18 protein-coding genes and 3 pseudogenes are annotated in these 26,651 nt (G+C 67.5%); 5 read left to right on the top strand and 16 right to left on the bottom strand.

Annotated features, from left to right (window positions below; all coding sequences use genetic code 11):
- Window positions 1-851 precede the first annotated feature (851 nt).
- Window positions 852-974, top strand: a pseudogene (locus PV419_RS31035) (3-oxoadipate enol-lactone hydrolase); the annotation flags it as partial.
- Window positions 975-1,678: 704 nt separating this feature from the next.
- Here PV419_RS31035 and PV419_RS31030 read toward each other — a convergent pair.
- Genes PV419_RS31030 through PV419_RS31020 form a run of 3 tightly spaced genes read right to left on the bottom strand, consistent with a single transcriptional unit; the run spans window position 1,679 to window position 7,505 of the window.
- Complete coding sequence (locus PV419_RS31030) at window positions 1,679-3,130, bottom strand: hypothetical protein (protein WP_319694612.1); 1,452 nt, start codon at window positions 3,128-3,130, stop codon at window positions 1,679-1,681.
- Window positions 3,131-3,185: 55 nt separating this feature from the next.
- Window positions 3,186-7,061, bottom strand: coding sequence for a caspase, EACC1-associated type (locus PV419_RS31025; RefSeq protein ID WP_319694610.1), 3,876 nt, complete (start codon window positions 7,059-7,061; stop codon window positions 3,186-3,188).
- Window positions 7,062-7,067: 6 nt separating this feature from the next.
- Window positions 7,068-7,505 (bottom strand): hypothetical protein, encoded by a 438-nt coding sequence (locus PV419_RS31020; protein WP_319694609.1) that lies wholly within the window; start codon window positions 7,503-7,505, stop codon window positions 7,068-7,070.
- 798 nt (window positions 7,506-8,303) lie between these two features.
- On the opposite strand from PV419_RS31020, the gene PV419_RS31015 reads away from it, so the two are divergent.
- From PV419_RS31015 to PV419_RS31005, 3 genes and pseudogenes are all read left to right on the top strand, one after another.
- Window positions 8,304-8,642, top strand: coding sequence for a metalloregulator ArsR/SmtB family transcription factor (locus tag PV419_RS31015; RefSeq protein ID WP_319694607.1), 339 nt, complete (start codon window positions 8,304-8,306; stop codon window positions 8,640-8,642).
- A gap of 33 nt (window positions 8,643-8,675) precedes the next feature.
- Window positions 8,676-9,359 carry an NAD(P)H-dependent oxidoreductase gene (locus tag PV419_RS31010; RefSeq protein WP_319694606.1) on the top strand — a complete coding sequence of 228 codons (684 nt, stop codon included), beginning with the start codon at window positions 8,676-8,678 and terminating at the stop codon, window positions 9,357-9,359.
- Between the two features lie 32 nt (window positions 9,360-9,391).
- Window positions 9,392-9,706: pseudogene (locus PV419_RS31005) on the top strand (helix-turn-helix domain-containing protein); the annotation flags it as partial.
- 86 nt (window positions 9,707-9,792) lie between these two features.
- Here the strand turns inward: PV419_RS31005 and PV419_RS31000 are convergent.
- A pseudogene (locus PV419_RS31000) lies at window positions 9,793-9,923 on the bottom strand (gfo/Idh/MocA family oxidoreductase); the annotation flags it as partial.
- Here PV419_RS31000 and PV419_RS30995 point away from each other — a divergent pair.
- On the top strand, window positions 9,910-10,098 hold the full coding sequence (locus tag PV419_RS30995; RefSeq protein WP_319694872.1) for a hypothetical protein: 189 nt from the start codon (window positions 9,910-9,912) through the stop codon (window positions 10,096-10,098). The pseudogene PV419_RS31000 and the gene PV419_RS30995 overlap by 14 nt on opposite strands.
- A 212-nt stretch (window positions 10,099-10,310) precedes the next feature.
- Here PV419_RS30995 and PV419_RS30990 read toward each other — a convergent pair whose 3' ends face one another.
- The 12 genes from PV419_RS30990 to PV419_RS30935 all read right to left on the bottom strand — a co-directional run bounded on the left by PV419_RS30990 (window position 10,311) and on the right by PV419_RS30935 (window position 26,514).
- Window positions 10,311-13,841, bottom strand: coding sequence for an indolepyruvate ferredoxin oxidoreductase family protein (locus PV419_RS30990; RefSeq protein ID WP_319694605.1), 3,531 nt, complete (start codon window positions 13,839-13,841; stop codon window positions 10,311-10,313).
- A gap of 78 nt (window positions 13,842-13,919) precedes the next feature.
- Entirely contained in the window at window positions 13,920-14,534 is a 615-nt protein-coding gene (locus tag PV419_RS30985; protein ID WP_319694604.1) for a TetR/AcrR family transcriptional regulator, read from the bottom strand.
- A gap of 9 nt (window positions 14,535-14,543) precedes the next feature.
- Window positions 14,544-15,119 (bottom strand): RraA family protein, encoded by a 576-nt coding sequence (locus tag PV419_RS30980; protein WP_319694602.1) that lies wholly within the window; start codon window positions 15,117-15,119, stop codon window positions 14,544-14,546.
- 71 nt (window positions 15,120-15,190) lie between these two features.
- On the bottom strand, window positions 15,191-17,662 hold the full coding sequence (locus PV419_RS30975) for a glycoside hydrolase family 2 TIM barrel-domain containing protein (RefSeq protein ID WP_319694600.1): 2,472 nt from the start codon (window positions 17,660-17,662) through the stop codon (window positions 15,191-15,193).
- A gap of 23 nt (window positions 17,663-17,685) precedes the next feature.
- On the bottom strand, window positions 17,686-18,780 hold the full coding sequence (locus PV419_RS30970) for a Gfo/Idh/MocA family oxidoreductase (RefSeq protein WP_319694599.1): 1,095 nt from the start codon (window positions 18,778-18,780) through the stop codon (window positions 17,686-17,688).
- On the bottom strand, window positions 18,777-19,517 hold the full coding sequence (locus tag PV419_RS30965; protein ID WP_319694597.1) for a sugar phosphate isomerase/epimerase: 741 nt from the start codon (window positions 19,515-19,517) through the stop codon (window positions 18,777-18,779). Before PV419_RS30965 ends, PV419_RS30970 begins: the two co-directional genes overlap by 4 nt.
- Window positions 19,514-20,503, bottom strand: a complete 990-nt coding sequence (locus PV419_RS30960; RefSeq protein WP_319694596.1) for an alpha/beta hydrolase — start codon at window positions 20,501-20,503, stop codon at window positions 19,514-19,516. Before PV419_RS30960 ends, PV419_RS30965 begins: the two co-directional genes overlap by 4 nt.
- A 109-nt stretch (window positions 20,504-20,612) precedes the next feature.
- Entirely contained in the window at window positions 20,613-21,506 is an 894-nt protein-coding gene (locus PV419_RS30955) for a carbohydrate ABC transporter permease (RefSeq protein WP_069761662.1), read from the bottom strand.
- A complete protein-coding gene (locus PV419_RS30950; RefSeq protein ID WP_319694591.1) occupies window positions 21,503-22,453 on the bottom strand; it encodes a sugar ABC transporter permease in 951 nt (316 codons plus the stop codon). Before PV419_RS30950 ends, PV419_RS30955 begins: the two co-directional genes overlap by 4 nt.
- A gap of 213 nt (window positions 22,454-22,666) precedes the next feature.
- Window positions 22,667-23,941, bottom strand: coding sequence for a sugar ABC transporter substrate-binding protein (locus tag PV419_RS30945; RefSeq protein WP_319694589.1), 1,275 nt, complete (start codon window positions 23,939-23,941; stop codon window positions 22,667-22,669).
- Window positions 23,942-24,452: 511 nt separating this feature from the next.
- On the bottom strand, window positions 24,453-25,499 hold the full coding sequence (locus PV419_RS30940) for a pyridoxal phosphate-dependent aminotransferase (RefSeq protein WP_319694587.1): 1,047 nt from the start codon (window positions 25,497-25,499) through the stop codon (window positions 24,453-24,455).
- 379 nt (window positions 25,500-25,878) lie between these two features.
- Window positions 25,879-26,514 carry a TetR/AcrR family transcriptional regulator gene (locus tag PV419_RS30935; protein WP_319694586.1) on the bottom strand — a complete coding sequence of 212 codons (636 nt, stop codon included), beginning with the start codon at window positions 26,512-26,514 and terminating at the stop codon, window positions 25,879-25,881.
- Between the last annotated feature and the right edge of the window lie 137 nt (window positions 26,515-26,651).

The raw sequence follows: 26,651 nt of genomic DNA, 5'->3' as shown, positions 1-26,651 counted from the left end.
CCTGCCGCTTAAGCTCCTCTCTTTGGGGGGCGTCCGGTCGGGGTTCTCGGGGTGGGTCGTGCCCCCCCCCGGCCCCGGCGCAGTGCACTGCCGACGGTGTATCGACGGCTGCGCGGTGGCCTGGCGGGCGAGTCGAGGCGGTCTGCGAGGCCGGCCTCGCAGACCGCGGCTTCGATCTCCTTGCGCCCCTCCTTGAAGTGGGCCCAGCTGTCGTAGTGAGCGGGCATGACCCGGCGTGCGCCGAGGATCCTGGCGGCCTCGGAGCCAAGGCGCTGTCGAGGGAGCGCGTTACGCCTTCGAAGGCGAAGTCCATGCGGGCGCCACCGAGGGGCTTGGGTTACTCGCCCGGCGCGTCGGATGCCAGGTCGGTGATGAACCGGAGACCGCCGTGCTCGATGAGGGCGGTGGGGCCGCCGTAGACGCGGACGGGGATGTCCTCGCCGATGGCGCTGGACAGTCGGGAACCTTCCGGGTGCTGACGCGTGGGTTCTCGACAGTGCTGGACTGTGCTGGGGGAACGGCCCGGGATCTGTCAGAGGGCCGGTCCGTCGACGGATGACGCGCGGTATCTCGGAGAGCCGGTCCGCCGGGGACGGCGCACGGCGGGGCGGCCCGCTGCGCGCGGGACCGTCACGGGGCGGGTGCGGAGAACACGACGAAGTGGTGGCCCGTGCTGTCCTCCAGACGGGCGAAGGTGAGGCCCGCGGCGTCGGTGACCGGTGTCATGAGCACCTTGCCGCAGGAGGCAAATCCCGTCGTGAGATCATCCGTTGCCTCAAGCGATATGCCGCCCGCGAGGTCTTCAACCTGGTCCGGACGGTCTCCACCGACCCCCCGTTATAGGGGCGTCCGTGACAGATGAGAGGCTCAGGCGGGTGAGTGAGACACCGATGAACAGCCTGCAATACCGCTTTGACGGGCCACAAGACGCCCCAGTCCTAATCTTGGGGCCGTCCCTCGGTACTACATGGCACAGGTTGTCAGAAGCGTCTTGTGTCGTCCAAGTGGTCTAGATCGGGAGCGTTTTCGCAGGTCAGGTTCTTGTGGTCCAGGTACGTCGACGCTGTTGGTGAGACGCTTGTGAGAGCGCGGGTGAGAGGAAGAGGCTCTACGGGAGCATTCGATGGGGCCTCTTCCTCTCACGGATCACCGTGAGACGACGAAGCCCCGCCGAGGCTCCGGCGGGGCTTCTGTGCGCAGCGGTCTATGATCGCGTGCAGGGGCTGGCCTGGGTTCTGTTGTACTCCGGCTCTCCGCTTTCAAGAACGCGGAGCAAGGACGCAGTGACGACGCGTGTCGTACGGCCGACGCGCAGCACGCGGCATGGGAACTCCCCCCGGCGCACGAGGTCGTAGCCCTTCGCCCGCGAGAACCCCAGCGCCCTGGAGGCGTCCGCCACACTCCCCGTTCCGTCCCAGGTGGCGCGGATACGCGCGGGGCTGTACTTGGCGCCTTGCAGCTCGTTGCTCTGGCTGTGCATTGTGGATTCTTCAGTCCCTTTCAAAGTGGTCGAGCCCCATCGCGCGCCGAGGTCAATGCCGATGTGCAGGCCGCCCAGCTCGAAATCGCACCTGCGATGGACCATCAATGATGCGCGGGATCGCCGGTTGGGCTAACCGGCGATCCGGCGCTAGGTTGCTTCGCTTCGAAGTGGTCTCTGCTCTCCGGACCGTGCGGATCACTCGTCGTCGAACGGTGGTATCTGCCGCATTGCCAGCACCGTGCCGTCTGGGCTGATCGAGACCACGCCGCCCCACTTGTGATCCCAGAACGTCCCGTGGCGCTTGGCTTTCCACTCGTGTACTCGCTGTCGATAGGCGGCGACATCGGCATGTCGATTGCCGAATTTCCTGGTGACGAGGGCATCGAGTATGTCTTTGGCTACGCCTGAGAACGCCTGGACCCGTTCGCCGTTGAGCCGGAAGACATGGTCCGTGCCCTCGAATTCCTCCACCAGCAGGGTGTAGCGCGCGTCTTGGACACTGCCAGCCGAGGCGTGGGCAAAGCCTTGGAAGAACTCCCTGCCCTGCCGTGTGTTGAGCAGTGCGGCGGTGGATTCGCCGTCGCCGGCGAAGGCCGTGAGTCCGGCGGCCCCGACTCGGGCCAGGGCGCGCTGGAACCACTCGTAGTACTTGGGATCGGGACCGACTTGGCATCCGGGCTCGGAGGTGTCGGGGTCCTTGCCCTTGCCTGGTTTCAGGATGCCTATGCTCGGGTTCTCGTTCTCCAGAGGGAGGCCGATGTTTGCGGTGGGTGTGCCTTCCGGGATGGGGAGCCAGCCGCCGGGGCCGTCGGCGTGCAGGGCGTGGACGGTGAGCGGGTCGGTCAGGGAGATTTCCGTGCTGAACAGCAGGGCCGGAGTTTCGTTCCAGGCTCCGATGTGCACGCCGTCGGCATGGACTGCTGCTGAGGCGAGTTGCTCATATGCCTTTTGCCGGTCGCTGTGGTTGCCCTTGCAGGCGATCGGGAAGACGCGTGAGGGCTCGCCTGGTTTCCAGACTTCGGCGAAGAACTGCGGGCGGTAGTGGTAGCCGACGGTCTTCGTTTTCGCTTTGTCCCGGCTGGTCAACGTCCAGCCGGCGCGCAGCGCGGTGTCGGCGCGGACGATGGAGACGCTGTGGTCGGGATAGCGGCGGGTGAGGATCTGCTCGCTGACGGCTAGAGCGAAGGCTTGTCCCAGCTCCTCGGATTGCAGCGCCTTGTAGTACATGGCGATCCGTTCGCCCTCTTCGGACAGCCTCAGATAGGTTTCGGCGTCCGCCACGAGCGCTTGGCAGTACTTGAGGCTGCCCCAGTGCTCGGCCAGTCCACGCGATGCGCCGCGCTGGGACAGGGCGAGGCCGCGGCCGAGGTGGTGCAGTATGTCCCAGAACGTCAGCCGTACCGTCACGCCGAGTTCCTGGCTGGGGAGCGGGCGCAGTCCCGGCTTGCGGCGCAGCGGTTCGTAGGTGTCGCCCGGTTTGGTCTTGCCCTCCTCCTGCCGCTTCTGGAACGTCTCGTGGCGCTCACGTTCCTTGTCGGCGGCGGCTTCCTCGACCTTGCCCACCAGCTCTCGCGTGGAATGGACGGGTACGGTCACCTGTCGCTGGAGGCTGTGCAGGACCTCTTCGGTCTTCATGGTGCTCGTCACGACTGCCCCTCCCCAGGTCGGATGTCCGGTCAGCCGTGCCCGGCCGACCGGTCACTCAGTCGAGCAGCGGCGCCAGTACGTTCGGGCCCGCGAGAATGCGCCACGCGGGGATACGGAGAACTCGTTCGACGCTGCCGGCCTTCGCACCCCGGCCGCCGGAGGGCAGCCCGATGAGCAGGCCCGCTCGCTGGTGCATCAAGCGCAGGTGCCGTGCTGGATCACGGCCGGGCAGTGGTCCGGTGTCCACCAGTACCGCGGTGTTGCCCTCGGGCGCGGTGAACAGCAGGTCGATCCGCTGTCCGCCGACCATGGCGTCCCGTTCCAGCTCGACGACGCCCCGCGAGGCGAGGAACTGCTGCACGGTATCGGCGAGGTCCCTGCGGGCCGGGTCCTGCCGGGGCCTGGGCTCGTGTACTGGAGCCTGGTGTGTGTCGGCAGCCTGTGCTCGGCTCCACAACGCCGAGCGGGACGACAGCAGGTGCGGGAGGCCGGTCTGCTGCTGCCAGTAGCCGTGGTCGCCCGCGGTGATCAACTGGGACTTCGCGCGGGTGATCGCGACGTTCCAGAGGTTGACCTGGCTCGCCACCCAGTGGGCCGTCCTCGCAGGCGTGTTGACGGTCGCCACCGGGCTGAGGACCATGACGTCGCGCTGGCCGCCCTGGAAGGCATGGACCGTGCCCACCCGCACCTGGTCGCTGCCGACCATGCGCTCCAGGGCGTCCTTCTGCGCGCGGAAGGGGGTGACCACGCCCACGGTTGCGGTTCTTGGCAGGTGGTGCAGCAGCTCCCGCACGATGCCGGCCACGGCGGCGGCCTCGGACGGGTTGTGCCACGACTTTCCGCCGGGCCCCTGCGCCGACTCGCTGGAAGGCACGTTGGCCCAGGCCAGTACGGGAGCGGTTTCCCCGGTGCCCATGAGGTCGACGGCGGGTACCTGCTCGCGTACGTCCGTCATGATCTCCAGGGCGCCGGAGTAGCAGTGGCCGTTGACGACGTCGGCGATCTGCGGATGGCAGCGGTAGTGCTCGTCGAGGAGCAGGGCGGCCTCGCCGTTCTGCGCGGCGGCATGGTACGAGGAGTGGACGTGGTAGGCGAGCCGGCGGTCCTCCAGCCAGGCCGCGCTCAGCCCCGCCTTGGCACGGGCCTGGCGCTCCTGCTCCGGTGAGATGCCGGGGATGTGACTCAGCTGCATCGGATCACCGATGATCAAAGCCCGTCGGGCGCGGAAGAGCAGCGGCAGCACCGCCGCGATGGAGCACTGGCTGGCCTCGTCGATGACGACCAGGTCGAAGAGCTTCGCGGTCGGCTCCAGCTGGCGCACGGCGTGCGTGGTGATCGCCCACCCTTTCAGGTGGCGCATCAGATTCAGCTGGCCGCGCTGAGTCCCTTTGCGCTGGCGCAGAGTCTGAAGTCGCTGGTCCAGCAGAGAGCGCCCGCGGGTGAGTGCCTCCGCCGACAATGCCGTGCACAGCTCTGTCGACAGTTCGGCGCGGGTCGCGGCGCAGTCCGCGCGAGCCTGACGTACGGCCTCCTCGTCGTGCGTGAGCTGGGCAGGTGTGAGCTCACGCGTCTGCCGCTCCAGGTCCGTCACGTCTGCCATCGTGTCGAGGAGGCCCGGTGCGACGGGCTGCTCGCCGGCCCAGGCCGGTAGTTGCGGTGCCACCCCGGGGCCGGCCGCCGAGACGAACGCCTTCATCGCTCGCTTGCGCCGCCAGCGTCCCCACCAGCCCGTCGCCGCTGCGGCCGTGCGAGCCCGTGCTTCCCAGCGGGCGAGCGCCGAATGGTCGCCGGTCGCCCACACCTGCGACAGGAGCGACAGGGGAAGTCCGATGGTCTCGGCGAGTTCCGCACGCTGCTGCAGAACCCCGGCGAGCTGTACCTCGCCTTCGACCTGCCGGCCGGCCTGGTCGCGCAGAACGGCGGCCCGAGCGCGGAGGTTGCGCAGCTCGCCCGCCACCGTCGCTGAGCTGCGGCCGGGCTGAGGAGGCGCATCCGACAGCAGCCGCTCCAGCTTCTCGGCTTCTTTCACCAGGGCGTCGACGTTGCCGGTGCGCATCAGCAGTCCAGGGGCGATGTCGTCACACCGCTGGGCGACGACGTCGACCGCCTCGTTGTTGGTGGAGGCCACGAGAACCGATTCGCCTGCCGCGACGCACGTGGCCACCACGGAGGTGACGACCTCGCTCTTTCCCGTGCCGGGCGGACCGGTGGCCACGGTCAGGGGCTGCGTCATCGCTGAGATGACCACCTGTTCCTGGCTCTCGTTGGCCGGTCCGGCGGCGATCACAAGGACCGGATCGGCTTCTGGACCAGGGGCGGCCGCGTTGAGCAGGGCGTCCAGAGCCGTACCAGGGATCTCGTCCGTACGCGTGGAGATGGCCAGCAGATTCTCCACCAGGCCATCGGTGGCGAACCGCTCCACGCTCGAAGGGGCGAGGATGACCGCGGCGTTGTGCGCTCCCGGGCGCAACGCCTCGTTCACGGATTCCGCGCGGAGAGCGGAGGGATCGAGCGGTTCGAGTTCCGGCAATCCCAGCGCGCCGAGCAACTCCCGTACGGCTGTGAGCATCTGCGCGTCATTGCCGTGCTGCCATGTCGGTTGCCAGCGGGCGAGTAACTGGGCGGCCTCGTCCTCGGAGAGGAGCTCGGTGACCACTTTGGTGTGGAGGGAGGGCACACCGCTGGCGCGGAGTACGGGTCGCCCGCTCTCGTCCGGAGTGAGCTCCATCTGCTGGATGAGCAGCGGCGCGATGCCCACGTCCGTGCGGCGGCCGCCTTCGCCACGGGAGGGGAGGGTGACGGCGGGATATCCGTACCAGTACTCGTGCTGGCCTGCGTCCTGTCCCGAGCGGCCCTTTGCGGTGCCGGTGCCTGAAGCGTGTGCGCCGGGCAGTTGTGCCGGAGCTGGCAGCGCCGAGCCCAGACCGGACTGGATGGTCTCGGGCCCTTCGGCCACGAGGAAGTACTGCGAGTTCCGCCCGTTGCGGCGATCGGGCAGCATGCTCGCTGCTGCCTGTGCGCTCAGGCACTGGGCGTAGTAACGCAGCAGCCTCTGCCAGTCGTTGCCGTTTTCGGCGTCGGCTGCGGCCCGCTCCCGAGCCTTCAGCTGCGCGGCTGACGGCGGAGCAGGCTCATCGGGCGGAGCGGGAAGACTGACCGGGCGCGCGACGGACCTGGCGAAGTACAGCGTGTGGGTGGCGCGGATGGTGGATTTGGTCGGACGTTGCTCCTTCGGCAGGCCTTTGCGCACCATCTGTGCGGTCAGATACTCGAAGAGGTCGTCCGGCGATATCCACCCGCTGTCCTTGACCCGCCCGTTGCGCAGCCCCTCGATGATTTCGCCGGTGAACCGCGAGGTACCGAGCGTCGATCCTTCGGGAGCCATGGCGGAGGCGGGCTGCAGCGCGTCGGAGGCGGTGATGAAGTAGACGCCTGTGGGCCGCAGCAGGGTGCTGCGCTCCTCCTCGTCAGAATCTGCATCGTCCCGGCCCTTGGCGCGCCAGCCCTGGACGACCGAGCCGCTCGCACAGCAGTCGAGCAGCACGATTTTGGACGCGGCCCGGCAGGACTGCAGGGACCGCTCGAGGAATTCCGCCGACACCGCGGTGCGAGGAAGATCGGTGGGGTCGCTGTCGCGGGTGAGGAAGTACAGCTGGTTGTCGGTTTCGCAGAACTCCCCGTGCCCGCTGAAGTACAGCAGTGCGGTCTCGCTTTGCTGGCGCTCCTCCAGGAACGACTCGATGGCGTGCAGCATCTCGGCACGCGTCGGCTCGGGCACCATTTCGCAGTCGTTGTACTGGCCGATCTCCGTGCTCTGCAGGACTGCCTGCATGTAGTGCAGATCGGCACGCACCGCCGGAAGGTCGTGGTAGTGGTCGCTGTCGTACGTCGAGACGCCGATCAACAGGGCGTATCGGTCGTTGTTGCGCACCCTCGATCAGCCTGCCGCGGAGTTGTCGTCCCGGCCCGCTGCGCCGTCGGCCACGGCAGTGTCCACCGCCAAGGAGCTTTGGGTCAGGAATCGTTCGAGACGTTCGTCGTCCTCGCGGGCCTCGCGGCCTGTGATCCGCAAGGTGGCTCCGCCGGGGCGGGTCGCGATGATCGTGCGCTGAGGTATTTTGGCCAGCCACACCTGAACACAGGATGCGGCGAACGAGCCGGCACTCAGGACCAGACCGACGACGCCTACGACGTCGCCACCCTTGTCGGTGTCCTTACTGGGGCCGGATGAAGGCAGACGCAGCGAGGCCGTCGGATCGGCCCCGGACACCTCGGCCAGCAGTTCGCGGGCATCGCTGCGCGCCCTCAACGGATCGTCGTCGATCACAGAGATCAGCAGCTGAGGCTGGCCATGGCTGTCGCTGTCGTCGCTCACGAGTCCCCCTGCTACGTCGGCCTGCGACTTGAATGCTTCGCGAAAGTACCGGAGTAGATGCATGGTGAATCGTGAACTTTCCGAATTCTGCCGGTAGTTGACGCGAAACAGACTTCGCCGCCACCGCTAGGAGGACTGGCCGATGAAGGCGAGGTTGCCTGACCCTCGCATCGCAATTTTCGTCCGATATGGCGCGTGCTGTGCGGTATGACCGCCGGCAGGTTCTTCGTCTGCTGGCGGTACACGGTCACATGTACTTCTGACCTGCGGAAATGAATGAAATCGCTTGGTGAGGAGCGGAGTTGGCCCGCGCCTGGTCCGGATCTTGCGAGGCGGGATCGGGATGTCGGGCATCAATGGCGGGAGCGTCCCGGTGGTACGACTTGGCGCAGGTTGTAGATCGCGTCTTGTGCGGTCCAGGTGGCCCACGGCAAGGAGAGATGCGCAGGGCAGGTCCCTGTATTTCCGGCGCGTTGCCCCTGTTTGTGAGAGGTGAGGAGCCCCTGTCGACTGATACCGATGGGAGCTCTGTGCGTGGCGGGTTGTGCCGGTGGGGAGCCGTCCGGCGTCGGCTTGGAAGAGGTCGCTCATATTGCTCGCTGGCTAAGGTGGCAGGTGAGGGCTCACCAAATCTTCAGGTGCTCGGTTTCGCGCTCGACTCGGAAGCGTGAGTGTGACGCTCAGTGCTAGTTGTTGCGAGACACGGCGTTGTTGACGGCGTCGACCATCAGTCCGGCCGTCGGGGATCAGGTATCGAGATATCGTGGTGCGTCGGAGTGTCTGGTGAGGGAGGTGACTATGGCCGTGACGGCCGGATCGGGGTCGGGGCCGGATGACCTGATCGAGGTGTTCAAGGCCCTGGGCAACCCTGCCCGTTTGCAGATCATGCAGTGGCTGAAGGATCCCGACACGCACTTCCGCGAGTACGAGCCGATCGCAGACCGCCAGTCGGTCGGTGTGTGTGTCACGCACATTCAGGTGAAGTCTGGGCTCGCACAGTCGACCGTCTCCAGCTACATGAGCACGCTGGAGCGGGCGGGACTCGTGCGTCCCACCCGGGTGGGCAAGTGGACTCACTACCGGCGCAACGAAGAGCGGCTGACGCAGGTGGCGCGGGCGATCAGCACCGCCATCTGATAACGCATCGCAATACGTCGATATGATCTCCCCATGTCGACCTCTGATGCTGCCCCCACCGCCCTGATCGTTCACGCTCACCCTGAGAAGCCCCACTCGTTCAGCACCGCCCAGATGGCCACCGCGGCTCAGGCTCTGCGCGACGCCGGCTACCGCGTCGACGTCCTCGACCTCTATGCCGACGCCTGGGCCCCGGTCCTCGCCCGCGAGGAATTCGCACCGGCGGACGGCCCGTTCAAGCCGCAGGCCGAGCAGATGCGCGCGGTCAAGGACGGGACCCTCGACGCGGCCGTCAAAACTCATATCGATCGGCTGCTCGCCGCTGACCTGCTCGTGCTGTCGTTCCCGATGTGGTGGTTCTCGCTGCCCGCCATCCTCAAGGGATGGGTGGACCGGGTCTTCGTGATGGGCGGGGTCTTCGGCGGGGACCACGGACTCTTCGGCGACGCAGCGCTCGCCGGGAAGCAAGCGATGCTGCTGCTCACGACCGGCGGGCCCAGTGAGTCGTTCCGGCCCGGTGGCACCTTCGGCCCGATGGACGACTTCCTGTTCCACATCCACCGCGGCATGCTCGAGTTCGTCGGCTACCAGGTCCTCGACCCCATAGTCACCTATGGACCGGCCCACATGACCGACCAGGAAAGGGCAGCGGCGCTGGAGGCGGTCAGCGAGTCGGTCGCGCTCATCGCGGCAGATTCGAAGTTCGCCGCGCGCTGACCCCGACGCCGACGAAGGCCAGGAACTCGGACATGTCGCATCGCAATGCGCCTCTTTCCGTTGAGGGCAGGCGCCGTCTGGTCGAGCGCTACCGCACGCGACCGATCGCGCACGTCGCGGCAGAGATGGGAACCTCCAGGGCGTGCGCGTCGAAGTGGGTCAACCGCTATCGCCGCCACGGTGAACTCGGCCTGCTGGATCGATCCTCGACACCGCGCCGTCAGCCGACAGCGACGAACTCCGAGGTCGTGGCCCGGATCGAGGACCTTCGCCGCACTCAGAAGTGGTCGGCGTCACGGATCGCCTTCGAACTCCAGGCCGAGAACATTGCGATCAGCCGCCGCACGGGTCGAACTCGGCGCGGGCACCCACACATTCTGCGTCGGTGGGCTTCCCGATCTTGTTGCCAAGCCGCAGCAGTGACGGTGAAGTGGAACTGATGGATGCCGTGGCCCATGGTGGGGCCGCCACCTCGGTCTCCCCCTTGCCGCGCCAGGGGACCGCGAAGCAGGCGTCGTCTCGATTCCACAGGGTGTGGCAGACCTCGACCATGGGAGCGCCGAGACGAGAAATCCGGGCCGCCCTCACGCTCGTGGCCGGCGACGAGGTCGTCCTCGGCCACCGAGCCCTGGGAACGCGGTTCGCGATGTCCGTCATCAGGCTGATCCCGGCCTTCGTCTTCCTCTTGGTCGGCCAGCACTACCTCGTCAAGGGAATCGCTACCACGGGAATGAAGTAGCCGCACGGCGGGCGATCACGGAACCGAACAGCTGGGCGTCTCGTTGGAGTGGCCAATCATGCCGACCGGGTCCCGTACCGAACCGGCCTGGTGTCAGTTTCACCATGCGCGCGTCCGGGGCGGGGCAACGGACCTGTGGGCGAGCCTCCGGTCCGGACGGCCGTACTCCCTGAGCCGATGGCTCCCGCGAGACGGCCTGCCTCACATCGAGTTCAACGGCCCTGCCCGGCTTCCGTCGGGACGGGGTCCGCGTTCTCCCGCAACTCGCCGAGTATGCGCGCCTGCTCGGCCTGGTAGCGCTCAATGGCCTCGAGTTTGACGCCTTCGTATCCACGGACCGCATCGGGCAGTTCCGCGAGCCGGCGAACCTCGGCCAGGTTCTCCTCGTTCAGGAGCACGAGCGCGGTCTTGATCGACTCCCGGTACCCGGCGATGAGATCGCGCTCGATGCGTCGCATGTGCTGGAGTCCGAACACATCGAGGCGGGTTCCTCGAACGCGCCGCAGCCCACGCAGCAGTTTGAGGACCGGGCGGAACCAGCTTCCGAGAGCGACCTTCCTTTCCATGCCCAGGGTTCGCAGGACGGGCGGATGCAGACGGTAGGAGCGTCGGCTCCCGCTTCCGAATGCCGCGGTGATGTGGTCGTCCACGGCCGGGTCGATGGCGAGTCGTGCAACCTCGTACTCGTCCTTGTAGGCCATGAGCTTGTGGAGGCAGCGGGCGACAGCCTCGGTCAGCTCGGTCGAGCCGTCGGCGGCAGCGCGCTCCGTGGCCGCCACCGTCTGGACGAAGTCGACGTAGGCGCGGGCGTAGCGCCTGTCCTGGTAGTCGATGAGGTCGGCCACGCGCACGGTGAGGAGGCGATGCAGCTCCGATTCCTCATCATCGGTGACCAACGCCACGAGCTCGGTGATCCCGGCGGGCAGCCGCAGTTCCACGTCTGGGAGCGTCGGGTCGGCAAGCGTGGCACTCAGCGCCTCGGGGTCGGCGACCGCCTGGCGGCCTCGCCGGAAGGCCTGCACATTGCGTTCCACGGCGACTGCGTTCAGGGTGATGGCCTCTTCGATGGCTGAAGCCGACATCGGCAGCAGCCCGGTCTGGTAAGCGGCGCCCACCAGGAGCATGTTGGCGTACTGCTCGTCGCCGAACAGCTGCTCGGCCAGCGCGCCGGAGTCCAGAGCGATGAGCTGGCGCATCGCGTCGTGGACGGCATGACGTACGACATCGGGAGCCGGGAAGCTGACGGCGGTGTCGACCACCATCTGCCCGGTGGGTATCTCGGTCGTGGTCATGACGGCGACGGTGCGGTCCGCGGAGGCGACGGAGAGGTACTTCGGGTCGGTCGCGACGAGCGGATCGCACGCGAGGTAGAGGTCGCACTGACCCTCGGCGATCTTGGCGCCCTGTTCGACGACACCCTCGGTGATCTTGATGTCGGAGACGACCGCGCCGCCCTTCTGGGCCAGTCCGGTCTGGTCGAGGCTGCGGGCGTGGCGGCCGTCGATGACGGCCGCGGTCGCCAGCACCTGCGAGGTGGTGACGATGCCGGTTCCCCCGATCCCGGTGATCCGCATGCCGAAGGAGTCGGCGCCGACCGCGCGGGCAGGCTCGGCGATGTCGGTGGCCCCCAGGGCGGGAAGCTCGGCGCGCTTCGGCTTGCCTGCGGGCGTGATGGTCATGAACGCCGGGCAGTCGCCGTCGAGGCACGAGTAGTCCAGGTTGCACGAGGACTGGTCGATCCTGGTCTTGCGGCCGAACTCGGTCGGGACCGGGTGGACGGACAGACAGTTCGACTTGCGGCCGCAGTCACCGCAACCCTCGCAGATGCGCTCGTTGATCCACACGCGCGTCGTCGGCGCCTCGGCCTTGCCGCGCCGACGCGCACGCCGTTTCTCGGCGGCGCATTCCTGGTCATGGATGAGGACGGTGACACCGGCAGTGGCCTTCAGCTCCGCCAGCGCCTCCTCGATCTCGGCCCGGTCGAGAACCTTCACCGACTTCGGAAGCCGGGCCCAGGGGATGCGGGCCCTGTCCTCGGTCGTGATGATCACCTTGGCGACGCCTTCGTCGAGGAGCGTGGCGGCGAGCCGGTCGACCGGCAGGGCGCCGACGGCGTCCTGGCCGCCGGTCATGGCGACCGTTCCGTTGTAGAGCAGCTTGAACGTGACGTTCACCCTCGCGGCGACCGCTGCCCGGACGGCCAGACTGCCCGAATGCATGAAGGTGCCGTCACCGATGTTCTGCACGAAGTGGTCGGCGTCGACGAACGGCTCCAACCCGATCCACTGAGCACCTTCCCCGCCCATCTGGGTCATGCCGACGACCGAGCCGACCTGTTCGGGATCCATGAACACGACCATGGAGTGGCAGCCGATCCCAGCGCCGACCAGTGAGTCCCCGCCAGCGGTGGTCGAGGTGTTGTGCGGACACCCCGAGCAGTAGTACGGGCTGCGGGCCAGAAGCGGCAGCGCCAACGTCGTACGCGCTTTGGGCCGCTGACGCCATGCGCGGGCGGCTTCGATGCCGAGCGGAGCGAGCACCCTGGACAGTCCGGTGGCGATGCTGTCCACGTCGAGCTCTCCTGAGCGACTGAACAGCGATCGCCCGTCCTGGTCCTGTTTGCCGTGGACGACCGGGGCGTTGGGGCGGCCGTAGAGGATCTCCTTGACGGCGGTTTCGAGGAACGGCCGTTTCTCCTCGACGACGACCAGCTGGTCGAGACCGTCCGCGAACTCGATGACGGCGTCGCGTTCGAGGGGGAAGATCATGCCGAGCTTGAGGATCCTGATGCCGTACCGTGCGAGGTCTGTGTCGGTGAGGCCGATGATGCGGAGGCCCTCGCGGACGTCGAGGTAGGTCTTGCCGGATGTCAGGATGCCGATTGTGTCCGACGGCCCGCGCTGGACCAGGCGGTTGAGGCGGTTGAGGCGGGCGTACGCCACGGCACGAGGGAGGCGGATGTCGTGCAGGCTGCGTTCGAGGGCCATGAGGTTGGCGCCCAGGAGCATGGAGCTCGGCTTGTGCGGGCTGGGGCTCCCGTCGCCCTCGGTGCCCGTGATCCGTTCGCGTGCCACGACGGCCGTGGACGCTGAGTCCGCCACGGCGGTGGTGATCTTCAGGCCCGACCACAGGCCGCTGAACCGGGAGAGGAACTGCGCGTGGAGCCCGAAGTCGAGGATGTCCTGGGCATCGGCCGGGTACAGCGTCGGGATCGCCAGGTCCGCGAGCGTCGCCTCGCTGGCACACGGCACGCTGGACGACTTGGCTCCCGGGTCGTCGCCGACCAGCGCGACGGCACCGCCGGAAGGGCCGGTTCCCACCAGGTTCGCGTGGCGGAGAGCGTCGGAGGCGCGATCGAGACCGGGGGACTTGCCGTACCAGATGCCCACGACGCCGTCGCACCGCGAAGCGCCGACCTGGCCGGCCAACTGGCTGCCCATGACGGCGGTCGCGGCGAGCTCCTCGTTCAGACCCGGTTTGTGGACGATGTCGTGCTCGTGCAACAACGCCCCGCGTCGGCCCAACTCGATGTCGTAGCCAGCGAGTGGTGATCCCTCGTATCCCGAGACGAATGTCGCGGTACGCAGTCCGTTCGCGTTGTCACGCCGGGAGCGGTCCAGCAGAACGCGGACGAGAGCCTGGATCCCGGAGAGGTGCACGACGCCTTCCTCGCGGCGGTAGCGGTCATCCAGACGGAAGCGTCGGCTGCCCAGCTGCCCGGTCTCGGTGATGGGTGCAGTCATCGTCCTCTTCCTCACAACAATCTGGGGCTGCTAAAGGTCCCGCCCGTCTGCGCGTGCGGAGAGACGGCTTCCTCGCGGTCAGGCTGGTTCGCCCAGCCGAGCAGTCGCCCAGCCGAGCAGTGCGCCGCGGAACGCCGATACCAGTCGGCGCGTGATCTGAGCGGGCGGCAGTGAGAGCGTGTCACGCAGGTCGAAGATCTCCCGAGGGTCGAAGAGGACGTTCCACAGGAAGGCGGCCTCGTCCTCGACGCCGGCGAGCTCGCCCACCCCGAGAATCGTCACGAGTTCGCGGATGGGGCGGGCGAGGGCCTCCGCCTGGCCTTCCAAGTACGGCTCCTGGGCCTTGTACCGCGCGAGGAACCCTTCCGAGGACCGGCGGTGCACCAGCGCCGCGCCTTCGGCGAGGATGAGGTCCACCCAGAAGCCGCAGACACTCTCGAGCAGGGCCAGACCGTTGCTCGGCTGCTCGAGACTGTGATCGCGGAACTTGCTCACGATGTCCCGTCGGTAGGCGCTGAGGGCGTCGTCCGCGGACTCGAAGTGCCGGTAAGCCGTCGCGACCGACACATCCGCCTGCCGAGCGATGTCGGCGAGGCTGATCGGCTGCTCGCAACGCTTGAAAAGCTCTGCGGCGGCCTGGATCAGCTTGGCGTTGTTCAACCGCTGATCCCTGCGCATGAGCGTCCTCTTCATCTACGCGGCTCATTTCGTGGGCGCTTGCTTGGCCTGCGTGCGCATGCCCTGCTCGGATTCCGCGATCCGCGCCAGCTCGGCGGCGATTTCATGCGCCTTCTTCAGGGGCAATGCGACGACGCCGTCGGCGTCGGCCACGACCACGTCACCGGGGTTGATGACGACACCACCGATGGCGACGGGCGTCCCGACGGCTCCCGGGCCGTGTTTCCAGGGCCCTGCCGGCGTGACCGAGCGCGACCAAACGGGGAACTGCTGCTGCCGGATCTCGTCGCGGTCCCTGACAGCGCCGTCGACGATCGCTCCCACGGCTCCCCGCGAGGAGAAGTATTGGCTGAGGATGTCGCCCATCACGGCCCGGCCCGGGTAACCGAATCCGTTGATGACGAGGAAGTCGTCGGGTTCGATGTGCGCGACGGCGTCGATCACGGCCAGATCGTCTCCGGCGACCGTCAGGACCGTCAGGGCGCTGCCCACGGCACGGCAGCCTTCCCAGAGAGGTGTGATGCCACCGTCGGGCATACCGAGGCGCCCGAGTGCGTCTCCGATGTTCGCGACCGAGTGCCGCTGGAACTGCGCGAGCAACTCCCCGTCAGGGCGCTGCCACTTCGGGCCGACCTCGATGTTGGGCGAGCCGGCCGATGTCGGCGCGTAGGTCATTTCTGTCCTTCCCCTGTCACGTGATGAATGGGTGCCTGGACGACGTCGATCTCGAGGGAGGCGTCCGGGAGTCCGTGTGCCCGGCCTGTGACGGTGATCCGTCCCGTTTCCCCGGTGGCCCGGACGATCGCCAGGGCACGTCCCTTGAACGACGTGGCGGAATCGTCGAGGAAGCTCTCCTCGGTGGCCGGAGCTCCCGTACCGAATCCCTGGAGGACCCCGGGACCGTCGACCCGGATCGTGATCTTCGTGTCCCGGGCCGGGTTGAGCACACCGTTGCCGTCGACCAGGGTGATGCTGATGTGGGCCAAACGCTGGGGATCGGCGGTGAGTTCGGAGCGGTCCGTCTCCAGGCTCAGGCGCGTGGGCTCGCCGGCGGTGCGCAGCGCCGAGCGTCCCACTTCCGCTCCGTCGCGGTACGCCACGACCTCCAGGACGCCGGGCTCGTAGGGCACGTCGGCTTCGGCGACGAAGTTCCGCTCGGTGCCGACGGGCACGGTCGCGACGGTGGTGCCGTTGAGCCGGAACTCGACCTCCTCGGCCTCCGCGTAGGCCTCGACATGGAGCGGCGAACCGACAGGAACGTCGAAGGTCCAGCTGGAGAAGACATCGGTCCAGGTCCATGCCCTGGGCTTGATGACGTAACCGTCTTCCCGGGGGCGTCGCACAGCGAGGTAGGGCGTCCTGGTGAGCCCGTAGACGATCTCGCGGTAGTAGGAGATCGGGTGACGCTGTCCGATGATGTCGATGTCTCCGCACTCGGCGGTGAGCCACGGGTAGGGGGCGCGGTGCACCTGCTGGTCCTCGGGATAGACGTGCCGGCCCGTTCCGACCTCCCCGAGGAAGTCCCATGCGGTCCAGGTGAAGTCGCCGATGACGTGGGAGTTCTCGGTGACGAGCTGCCACAGCCGGTCGATCTTCGTCGGGAACGTCTCCGAGCCCACGACCACGCGGTTGGGGTGGGCCTCCTTGTCCAGCACGTACCGGCTCTCGCCGTAGTTGAGCCCCACGACGTCGAGCACGGAGGCGGGTTCGGCGAGTCGCTCTCCGACGACCGGCGAGGCCATGAGGGCGTCGATCAGATGCGTCACCTGGCCCAGGTAGTCGTTCAGCCCCCGGACAGGGACGGCGTCCTGCCCCAGTTCGGCCTTCAGCGCGGGGATCTTGTCGCGAGCGATGTACATGCCCTGGAGCGCGTGGGTGACCAGGCGGGTGGAGTCCTGCTCGCGTACCCGGTCGGCGATGCGGCGGCCCAGGCGCGTACCGTGGGGGGTTCCGGCTTCGATGATCTCGTTGCCGATCGAGTACATGATCACGCTGGGGTGGTTGAAGTCCTTCGCCACGAGCGAGTCGACGTCGCGTTCCCACCACTGCGGGAATCTGCGCGAGTAGTCGTCACCGGACTTCGCGACCGTCCACACGTCGAACAGCTCGTCCATGACGAGCATGCCGAGGCGGTCGCACGCGTCGAGCAGGGCGACGCTCATCGGATTGTGCGCGGAGCGTACGGCGTTGAAGCCCGCGGCCTTCAGCATCCGCACCCGCCGCTCGGCGGCGTCGGCGAAGTCGGCGGCGCCGAGGATGCCGTTGTCGTGGTGGATCGCACCGCCCCGGAGCTTGACGGTCTCGCCGTTGATCCGCAGGCCGCGGATCGGGTCGGCGGTGACGGTGCGGATACCAAAGTGCGTGGAAGCCTCGTCGAGCGGGCCGCTGTCGTCGGAGAGGCGCACGGACGCGTGGTAGAGGTGGGGTGATTCGACGCTCCACAGTGACGGCCGTTGGACGTACGCCCGCTGGTGGGTGGTGATCCTGTCGCCCGCCAGGAGCGTGACCCGGGCCCGGTCGGACGTCACGACCTCGCCCCCGGCGTCCAGGATCTCGAGAAGCACTTCGACGACGCGAGTGGAGACGTCCTCGTTGACGATCTCGGTCGCCGCCACCACGGTGGCGAGATCGGCGTCGATGTCCGGCGTGGTGAGTCGCAGCCCGGTCGGGGTGACGTGGACGAGGTCGCCGACGAGGACGTTGACGGGGCGGTGGAGGCCACCCCCCGAGTACCAGCGGGAGTCCTGGTGTGCTTGTGCGTCCACCCGGACGGTGTTGACCCCGCCGTACTGCAGGAAGGGGTCCGCACTGACGTGGAAGCGGGAGTATCCGCCTGCCCACTGTCCGGCGAGAGCACCGTTGATGTAGACCATCGCGTCGCGGTAAACACCTTCGAACTCGAAGGTGACTCGCTTCGTCGCCCATTCCTCCGGAACGTCGAACTGCTTCTCGTAGGTCCACTTTCCGTCGCGGAAGTAGCCCGTCTGCGGTCCACCGGAGTTCTCCGCGGACCGCCCTCCCCCCAGCATGGCGTCGTGCGGCAGGGTGACTTCTTCCTCACCGGCGCCGGCGACCACGATCGCCTCGTGAACGGACACGAGAGGGCCGACGCGCCACGCGTCGTTGAACGGGATGCGGATCATTGGAACTTCCTTGCTCGAGCGTTCTAGAGGGTCGCGGCCGTGGGGTCCCAGTTCTCGTCCAGGGGGGCCGGCGATGCCACGGTGGATTCGAGGGTCAGTGGTGTCCCGGCTCGTGCCGCCTCCTCGATGGCGAGGAGCACGTCGAGAACGTGGCAGGCGAGAGCGCCGGAGGCGCGTTCCGGTACGTCGTCGCGTATCGAGCGAGCGAGGTCCAGCACTCCCACTCCCCGGCCCCACGTGGACCCGACAGCGGGTACGTCTTCCGGTTCCGCATGGAGAGGGACGAACCTGCCTGTTCCAGCGAAGCGGTTGGGGTTGGGGACCTCGAGTGAGGCTTCCGTGCCGTGCAGTTCGAGGAGGTCGCGGCGGATCCCCGAATCGAAGCTCGTGACGAGGGTCGCCCGAGCGCCGGAGGCGAACTCGAGCAGAGCCATGTGCTGACTCGGTACGCGCACGTCGAACTCGGTCCCGGCGTCCGCGCCGACGAGGACGCGCCTGACGGCTCGTGCGGTTGAGGAAACCGAGCTCACGCGCCGGACGGCACCCAAGGTCTGCACGAGCGCGGTGACGTGGTACGGCCCCATGTCCAGCAGTGGGCCGGCTCCCTGGTCGTAATAGAAGGCGGGATTCGGGTGGGTGCCTTCCGGCCCCGGGGACTGCATGATCGCCAGCGCGCTCTTCGGTTCGCCGATGCGGCCCGCGAGGACCGCTCGTTGTGCCGTCTGCAGGGCACCACCGAGGAACGAGTCGGGCGCGCAGGCCACGCGAAGTCCTCTCCGACCGGCCTTGTCCAGCAGCAACCGTGCTTCGCGGCGGCTGATGGCGAGGGGCTTCTCGCTCCAGACGTGCTTGCCGCTCGCGAGGATCCGGGCCGACACGTCGAAGTGGGCGGCGGGGACGGTGAGGTTCAGCACGATCTCGATGTCGTCGTGGGCCAGGAGCTCGTGGACGAGCAGGGGCCGCAACCCGAACTCCCGCGCACGAGCACGGGCGCGCTCCTGGTCGAGGTCCGCTATCGCGACCACGTTCAGATCAGGGAACCGCGTCAGGTTCTCGAGGTAGTGGCTGCTGATGACGCCGGCGCCGATGACGCCGACACCCACTCGCTTGGAGTTCACCGGTCGACCTCCACCAGATAACGCAGGCTCTGCTGCACGGCTTCGAACGGGTCGCCCACGTAGTCGTCCAGTTCCACGACGCGGACCGCGTCCGGTGCGGCCTTCAGGATGTCCGCCACCGGCATCGCACCCTGGCCGACCGGCTGCTGCTCCAGGAGGGTTGTGGTGTACGGGCCGTCCTTGAGGTGCAGGAACCTGACGCGCGCCCCGAGCCGGGAGATCAACTCCACGGCGGAAGCGCCACCGACCTCGGCCCAGAAGGTGTCGAGTTCCAGGACGACGTCCTCGTCCAGCGCCTCCGCGAAGACTTCGAGGCCGGTCCTGCCGCCGAAGTCCTGACGGACTTCGTGGTCGTGGTTGTGGTACCCGATGGTGACGCCTGCGTCCCGGGCAAGCCTCGCGACGCCGTTCAGACTCGCAGCCGCCGCTTCGATGTCCGCCCGCGTGGTCCAGCGCTGAGCGATGATGTGCGGTTCGATGAGCGTGCCGATTCCGAGCTCTGCTGCCATGCGGACAGCCGCGGAAGCGTTTCCATCGACAAGGCTCGCGTGTGCGCTGAGCGGGCGCAGCGGTGTCTCGGCCAGCGCACGCCGGTACGCGTCGCGGTACTGCTCGAACCTCCACAGCTCCACGTTCTCGAATCCCATCGCGGCAACACGCGCGAGTGTCCCCGGGAGATCGGTCTCGATGGCGTTGCGCAGCGTATAGAGCTGCACTGAGTACAGGCGCTCCGTCATTCGCGTTCTCCCTGGTCCGGCACGAGTTCTCCCGCATGAGCCGTTGTCACCGTCTCGGCCAGGACAGCGAGCGCGTGGTCCACCGGTTCAACCGAAGAGGGCAGGTTGAGGAAGCCGTGCAGTACGCCGGGCACCGTGACATGCCGCACGGGTACGCCCGACTTCACGAGTGCGGCCGCGAATGCCTCGCTGCTGGCGCGCAGATCGTCGTACTCGGCGTCGAGCACCAGGGTGGGACAGAGTCCGTCCAGGACGGTGCCCGCGGGGAAGGCGTAGCCGTGCGGATCCGGCGTGCCGCCCAGGTAGTTGGCCGTCATCTCGGCCACGTCCTCCGGCAGGATCCGGACCATGCGCGGCAACGGCGCGAACGCCTCGGCCAGCGCCGGCGCGAGGGGCGGCGAGACGGCGTGCATGGTCGCATAGGCCAGTACCAGGGTGGCGGGCAGCCAGTTGTCGTCGTCCCGCAGGCGAAGTACGGCTCCTGCGGCGAGGTTCGCCCCCGCGCTCGCGCCACCGACGGTGATCCGCGCCGGTTCGATGCCGAGCACCGCGGCGTTCTCGCGCACCCATCGGACGCCCGCCACGACGTCGTCGTGCGGCACCGGATACGTCACGCCGTCGACCGCGAGCCGGTAGTCCACGCTCACGACCACGGCATCGGCCCTGGCGCACACCTCGCGGGCGGTCCAGTCGGCCTCGTGCATGTCGAGATCGCCGAAGACCCATCCGCCGCCGTGCACCCAGACCAGGCCAGGGCGAGGCCGCTGCGGTGCTGACGGCGGCCGGTAGACGCGGACGGCAATCGGGCCCTGCGGGCCGGGAATGCTCTCGTCGCTGGTTTCGACGGAGGGCAGTGCCAGTGCCGCCTTCCAGGTCCAGTATTCCTGCAGGCGCAGTTGCACAGCTGGATCGGCGAGTGCCTCGCGCCAGGACGGGAGGTCCTCGATCAGGCTGAGTCGGGCGGAGATGCTGGGATGCAGGGCCATCAGATCAGGTCTCCAGGGGTAACGGGAAGCGGGTTTGTAGCGCGCGTAGGCGGGAGGCGGCGGATGTCCGCTCAGCCGCGTGGCCGGCCGGAATGCCGGGCGGGCAGGCCTACTTCACGCTCCCGGCGGTCAGTCCGGAGCGCCAGAACCTCTGCAGGACGAGAAAAGCGACGATCAGTGGGATCACCGAGAGGAACGCGCCGGTGATGGTGATGTTGTAGGGGATGCCTTGGTTCACCCCTTCCCTCCAGTTGGCCAGCCCGACGGTGACCGGCTGAAGTTCGTCGCTGTTGAGCATGAGCAGGGGCAGCAGGTAGTTGTTCCAGATGCTGACGAACTGGAACAGGAAGATGGTGACCAGTGCGGGGGACATGATCGGCATGGCGACCCGCCAGAAGATCCGGGCCTCGCCGGCACCGTCGAGTCGCGCGGCTTCGATCAGTTCGTCCGGTACCGACGCTCCGGCGTAGATGCGCGACAGGTAGACCCCGAACGGGCTGACGACGCTGGGCAGGAAGACGGCCCAGTAGGTGTTGACGAGGTGGACCTGGCTGAACATCAGGTACAGGGGCAGCGCGAACATGACGTCCGGGATCAGGACGGCGCCGAGGATGACGTTGAAGGTCAGGTCGCGACCGCGGAAGGGGTACTTGGCCAGCGCGTACCCGGCCATGGCGGACAGCGTCGTGCTCACCGCCGCGCCGCCGATGCTGTAGAGGGCGCTGTTCAGCAGCCACCGGGCGAAGATGCCGTCCTGTTCCTGGAAGACGTCACGGATGTTGGTCCACAGGTCGAAGTGGGAGAACCACAGCCCGTTCGTGGTGAACAGGTAGCCGCTGTTCTTCGTCGCGGTGACCAGCAGCCACCAGACCGGGATGAGCGTGTACAGGGCGAAGAGCGCCATGACCGCGAACACGCCCGCCCGGCCGGCCAGCGATGACGTACGCAGTCGCCCGGGAGGCCCGGCGGCGGCACGTGCTGCTGAGGGAGTGACGGTCGTCATGCGAAGGTGCCCTTCCGCTGGGTGAACTTGAGGAAGCCGAACGACAGCACGAAGGTCAGCAGGGCGAGGATGACCGACTGGGTGGCCGCGTAGTTGTAGTTGTTGATGTCCGCCGACTGCTGTGTGGCCAGGATCGGTGTGTAGGTGGGGGAGACGGTCGGGGCGACCTGACTCAGCACCGCGGGCTCGTTGAACAGCTGGGCGGTACCGATGATGGAGAACACCGTGGTGAGGATCAGCGCCGGCCGTACCGCGGGAATCTTCACGTGCCAGGCGACCCGCCACCCGGAACAGCCGTCCATCACAGCGGCTTCGGTGAGTTCGCCCGGGATCGCCTGCAAGGCCGAGTAGATGATCAGCATGTTGAAGCCGGTCCAGGCCCACGTCATCATGTTGCCGATCGAGGCGAGCACGAGGTCGTCGGACAGGAAGTTCACTTCGAGCCCGACGTGCCGCAGCGCGGCGGTGAACGGGCTGACGCTCGGTGCGTACAGGAACGACCACATGATCGCGGCGATCACGCCCGGCAGCGCGTAGGGCAGGAAGTAGATCTGCCGGAAGACCTTCTTGAACACGGCGCCACGCGAGTCCAGCAACAGCGCCAGCAGGAGCGCCAGGCCCAGCATCACCGGCACCTGCACGATGCCGAGCGTGAACACCCGCAGGAACGACGACATGAACCGGCTGTCGTGCAGAGCCGTCACGTAGTTGTCGAACCCGGCGAAGACAGTCGTCGACGGTCCCAGTCCGAGGCCGCTGCGGCGCGTCCTGAAGAAGCTCTGGTACACCGCGTAGCCGATCGGTGCGAGCAACATCGCCGTGAACAGCAGCCCGAACGGTGCCAGGAAGAGCACCGCGGAACGAGTGTGGCCACGGCCGGGGACACGCTTCGCTGCCGAGCCGGCGATGGGGTGGGCGAGAGCGTCGCCAGGCGTTCTTGTCGCCATGCCTGCTCCTAGCTCGTGAAGTGGTCCCGTGAAGTGGGGACCGGCTGGTCGTTGGTGCTGGTCGGGCTGGTCGTCGCCCTGCGGGGGCGCGGGCGGTGGTGGCACGGGGGAGGACGGACCCCCGCATGTCGGGGCAGAGGGCGTGGAGCGGCGGCACCGGCGCCCGGCAGGTCAGGAAGGCCGCCGGGCGCCCGCCGTCGTTCTCCGCGCGCGTCACTTCCCGACGCTCAGCCCCTGGCTCTTCATGGCCGCGACGGTGCTGTCCTGGACGTAGGTCACGGCCTTCGGGATGGTGCCCTGCCCGGCTCCGGCCTTCTTGAGCCCGTCCTTCATGTCGGACTGAACCTGGCTCATCGTCGGGCCCCACACCCAGCCCGTGCTCGTGTTCGCGGCCGCTGTCTTGAACACGTCGTAGATGTTCTGTCCACCGAAGTACGCCGACGGCTGGTCCACGGCAGGCAGCTGCTGTCCGCTCGTAGCGGCCGGGTAGATGCCCGTGTTCTTGATCAGACTGGTGACGCTGTCGCTGTCGGTGCTCATCCAGGTCGCGAACTCCGTGGCTTCCTTCGGGTGCGCGCACCCCTTGAGCACCACGGTCGCCGAGCCTCCGCGGTTACCGGCCGCCTTCTGCCCGGCGGACCACTGGGGCATGGGAGCCACGGCCCACTTGCCGGACAGCTCGGGCAGGTTCTTGGAGATCAGCGGAGCCGCCCACACGGCGCTGACGAGCGACAGCAGCTGCCCGTCCTGCACCTTCTTGAACCAGGCAGTATCCAGCATCGGGTCACTGGTGACCAGCTTCTTGTCCAGCAGGCCCTGCCAGTACTGCGCGACCTTGCTCGTCTGCGGGTTGTCGATGGTCACCTGCCACCGGTCGTTCGCGGTGCCGAACCACTTGCCTCCGGCCTGCCAGGTCAGCGCCCCCAGGTCATAGGCGTCCTGCGGCGTGGTCGTCAGGTAGGCCGAGGGGTTGGCGCTGTGCACCTTCTGCGCGGCCGCGGCGAAATCGTCCCAGGTCTTCGGTGGCGAGATCTTGTACTTCTTGAACAGGTCGGTGCGGTAGTACATCGCCATGGGCCCGGTGTCGACCGGGATGCCGAACACCCTGTCGCCGACGCTGGACATCTGCCAGGTCCACGGCACGAACTTGTCCTTGCCGGCGTCGGCGTACTGGGAGATGTCCTCCAGCGCGCCGGTGGCGATGAAGTTCGAGAGGGTGTCGTAGCCCACCTGTCCGAGACAGGGTGCGTTGCCGGCCTTCACCGCGTTCTGCATCTTGGCGTAGCCGCCGATGCTGCCCGCAGGGATCTGGCTGTACTTGACCTTGATGTCAGGGTGGGACTTGTTCCACAGCGCCACGGACTTGTCGAGGCCGACCGCCGCCCCCCAGAACTCCACCGTCACCGGCTTGCCGTCGGAACTCGAACCGCCCGAGTCGCCGGAACCGCTACAGGCGCTGAGCGTGACGAGCGAGGCAACGGCCAACATGACCCCAGCCTCCTTCACCCACCGTGAAGCCATGGGAACTCCTTCCGTCGGCCGTCCGCCTTGCGGAGCCTGCCGGTTGATCTGCGAGCGGCGTGTCGCGCACGGAGTCGTTGAGAGCTTCCCGTCATCGGGGACTCATCCCTACGAACACTGCCGAACGGCTTGCGATTGGGGTTTCACTTGAGGTGTGCGCCAGCCCTTGTTGGCCCGTCTGGCCTACGTGATGCGCTGGCCCCGCGGAGCAGGGTCCGAGGCTCGGAGTGCTTGCGTTCGAACCGAGCGGCTCACTCTGAAGTGCGAAGCAAATCTCAGGTGCGTCGACTATGGGGCCGGGTGTGCCGCCTGTCAACGCTTTCTCGTCGACTTTTGGTAAAGAGCTTGGCTCTTCACTGAAAGGGGTGCTGGGTAGCACGGAATTCGGGACCTCTGTGACGCACTCGAGATCTCCGGGGTCCATGTGTATGCGCGCTGTCGGCCGAGCTGATATGTGATCGAAATCGAGGGGGCAGTGCTAAAGCGCGTTGATGACGTGCGTAAAGCGGCGCAGACCCTCTTCGAGTGCAACCTCGTCCGTGGCGAAGGACAGGCGTACGTGTCCCTCGCCCGACGGGCCGAATTCGGACCCGGCGCGTACGAGCACGCCTCCGTCGGCGAACCGTTGCACGAGTTCGACGGAGGACAGGGCGCTGTCGATACGAGGGAATGCGTAGAACGCTCCGAGAGGCCGAACGACGCTCACCGCGTCGAGACCGTCGAGGTGCCGCATGACCAGATCTCGGCGCCGCTGGAAGCGCGCCGAGAGTGCGTGCAGATCTTTGTCGGGAATGCGTAGCGCCTCGACGGCCGCGTCCTGGATGAAGGTGTTCAGAGGCCCGTTGATCGTTCGGTGAACGAGGCTGATCTTTTCGGCGACCGCGGCGGCGGCGCAGATGAATCCGATGCGCCAGCCGGTCATCGAGTACGACTTGGAGAACGTGCCGGAGAGCACCACTCGGTCCCGCACGGAGATCAGTTCAGATGCCGAGGTGAACGCGATCTCGTCGAAGACGATGTCGCTGTATGCCTCGTCCGACAGGAGGTAGAGGTCGGGGTGATCGCGGAGAATGGCGCCGACTCCTTCGATATCGGCTTTGGGGAACACCATTCCGGTGGGGTTCACCGGGTTGCACAGGATGAGCATGCGGGCTCCCGCTGCGGCCGCCGCGAGTCTGTGCAGGTCGATGGAGCCGTCAGGCCGCGTGGAGATCCACTCGACCTTGGCCCCTGCCATGGCCGCGTGGTCCGCGTACAGGGAGTAGGTCGGTTCGGGGAGCAGCACTCGATCGCCCGGGTTCAGCAAAGCGAGGGCGGTGGCTGCGAGGCCGGCGCTGCCTCCGTGAGTGACGACGACATTCGCCGGGTCGATCCCGAGGCCCTGGAAACGCGCCAGGTGGGAGGCGATCTCCTGCCGGAGATCCGGCGACCCTGTGATCTGCGAGTAACGAGTGCGACCGGCGCGCAACGCCCGGACGGCAGCTTCCACCACTGGCTGCGGCGTGTTGCTGTCCGGTTCACCCATGGCCAGAGAGATGGCGCCCGGCACCGCACCGCCCAGTGTTTTGGGCCGCCTCGAAGCTGCTCTGATGCGTTCCGGGAGAGAACTGGCCGTTTGGGAGGGGAGGGCGCTCATCCGATCTCCAGGGGGTCACGACGGATGTAAAGTGCGAGAACGTTCTCACATCGTGGTGAGCGGTTCAAGGGTGGGGACGCGGCTGGATCGGCCGGAGGTAGGTGGTTGCACATGCCCGAGCGGGTGCGCGGTGGGCGCGCTGCATGCGCGCTGTGGTCCGGTGGGCATGCCTGAAGCCCACCGCAGACGCCGTGGGTGGTTGGTTCCTGGTACTGAGGGGGCGGCCCCCGCGGGGGAGCCGCCCCCCACCGGCTGCCGATCGTGTGCCTCAGGCGCCTGCCCAGCCCTGGAGAGCCCCGTAGTAGGCCGCCGTCAAACGGCTGATCGCTACCTCCTCCGGGAGGCCGGTGCTGATCAGGTCCAGGATCTCGCGTGGATCGAACATGACGTTGTACAGGAACAACGCGTGATCGAAATGATCGTCCGGCACGTCCAGGTGCCGCATCACCGTGCGAATGGGGCGCTCCCAGGCGTCCCGGACCGGGGTGATCACCTCGTCGTTGTCGCGCAGGCGGGTGAGGAAGCCCGTGCGCGACCGGATCTGGACCATGGCGGGGCCGTAGCTGCGGACCAGACGAGCCCATTCCCGCACCACGTCCTCGAACAGGGCCGGGCCGGTCTTGGGGCAGTCGTGGCTGTAGTTGCGCAGCTGGACGATCACGCCGAGCAGGTAAGCCTTGAGGAGCTCCTCGACCGACGGGAAGTACCGGTAGGCCGTGGCCAGCGACAGGTTGGCCCGCTCCGCGATGACCGCCATGGTCATCCCGCCGGGCTCGGTCCTGAGCGCTTCTCCCACGGCCTCCAGGAGCTTGCGCCGGTTACGGACCGCGTCGCGGCGCATGCCGCGCCCAGCACCCTGTTCCTCGTTCTTGACCGTCAGGGGGAGCCTCCCGGGATGCCTCATCGCAGAGAGGTGTCTCACCTCTGGGCAAGACGATAGTGACGTCCGTCCGAGTCGCTCAAGCGGCGGGGCCTCGCCCGGTGCCGGGATGTGCATGAATGGCTCTGCTGATCTTCCTCGGTGTCCCCCGGGCCTCTGAC

This window comes from Streptomyces sp. ME19-01-6 (assembly GCF_033793745.1).
In the GTDB taxonomy this organism is placed as follows: Bacteria; Actinomycetota; Actinomycetes; order Streptomycetales; family Streptomycetaceae; genus Streptomyces.
Note: the sequence above shows the minus strand (reverse complement) of the source record. Positions and strands in the feature narration are given on the sequence as shown.

Coding starts and splice junctions, on each gene's coding strand:
- PV419_RS31015 (WP_319694607.1), top strand. CDS start 8,304: ATGGCCGTGACGGCCGGATCGGGGTCGGGGCCGGATGACCTGATCGAG.
- PV419_RS30935 (WP_319694586.1), bottom strand. CDS start 26,514: ATGAGGCATCCCGGGAGGCTCCCCCTGACGGTCAAGAACGAGGAACAG.
- PV419_RS30965 (WP_319694597.1), bottom strand. CDS start 19,517: ATGACGGAGCGCCTGTACTCAGTGCAGCTCTATACGCTGCGCAACGCC.
- PV419_RS30990 (WP_319694605.1), bottom strand. CDS start 13,841: ATGACTGCACCCATCACCGAGACCGGGCAGCTGGGCAGCCGACGCTTC.
- PV419_RS30945 (WP_319694589.1), bottom strand. CDS start 23,941: ATGTTGGCCGTTGCCTCGCTCGTCACGCTCAGCGCCTGTAGCGGTTCC.
- PV419_RS30950 (WP_319694591.1), bottom strand. CDS start 22,453: ATGGCGACAAGAACGCCTGGCGACGCTCTCGCCCACCCCATCGCCGGC.
- PV419_RS30940 (WP_319694587.1), bottom strand. CDS start 25,499: ATGGGTGAACCGGACAGCAACACGCCGCAGCCAGTGGTGGAAGCTGCC.
- PV419_RS30960 (WP_319694596.1), bottom strand. CDS start 20,503: ATGGCCCTGCATCCCAGCATCTCCGCCCGACTCAGCCTGATCGAGGAC.
- PV419_RS31010 (WP_319694606.1), top strand. CDS start 8,676: ATGTCGACCTCTGATGCTGCCCCCACCGCCCTGATCGTTCACGCTCAC.
- PV419_RS30995 (WP_319694872.1), top strand. CDS start 9,910: ATGGGAGCGCCGAGACGAGAAATCCGGGCCGCCCTCACGCTCGTGGCC.
- PV419_RS30955 (WP_069761662.1), bottom strand. CDS start 21,506: ATGACGACCGTCACTCCCTCAGCAGCACGTGCCGCCGCCGGGCCTCCC.
- PV419_RS30975 (WP_319694600.1), bottom strand. CDS start 17,662: ATGATCCGCATCCCGTTCAACGACGCGTGGCGCGTCGGCCCTCTCGTG.
- PV419_RS30985 (WP_319694604.1), bottom strand. CDS start 14,534: ATGAAGAGGACGCTCATGCGCAGGGATCAGCGGTTGAACAACGCCAAG.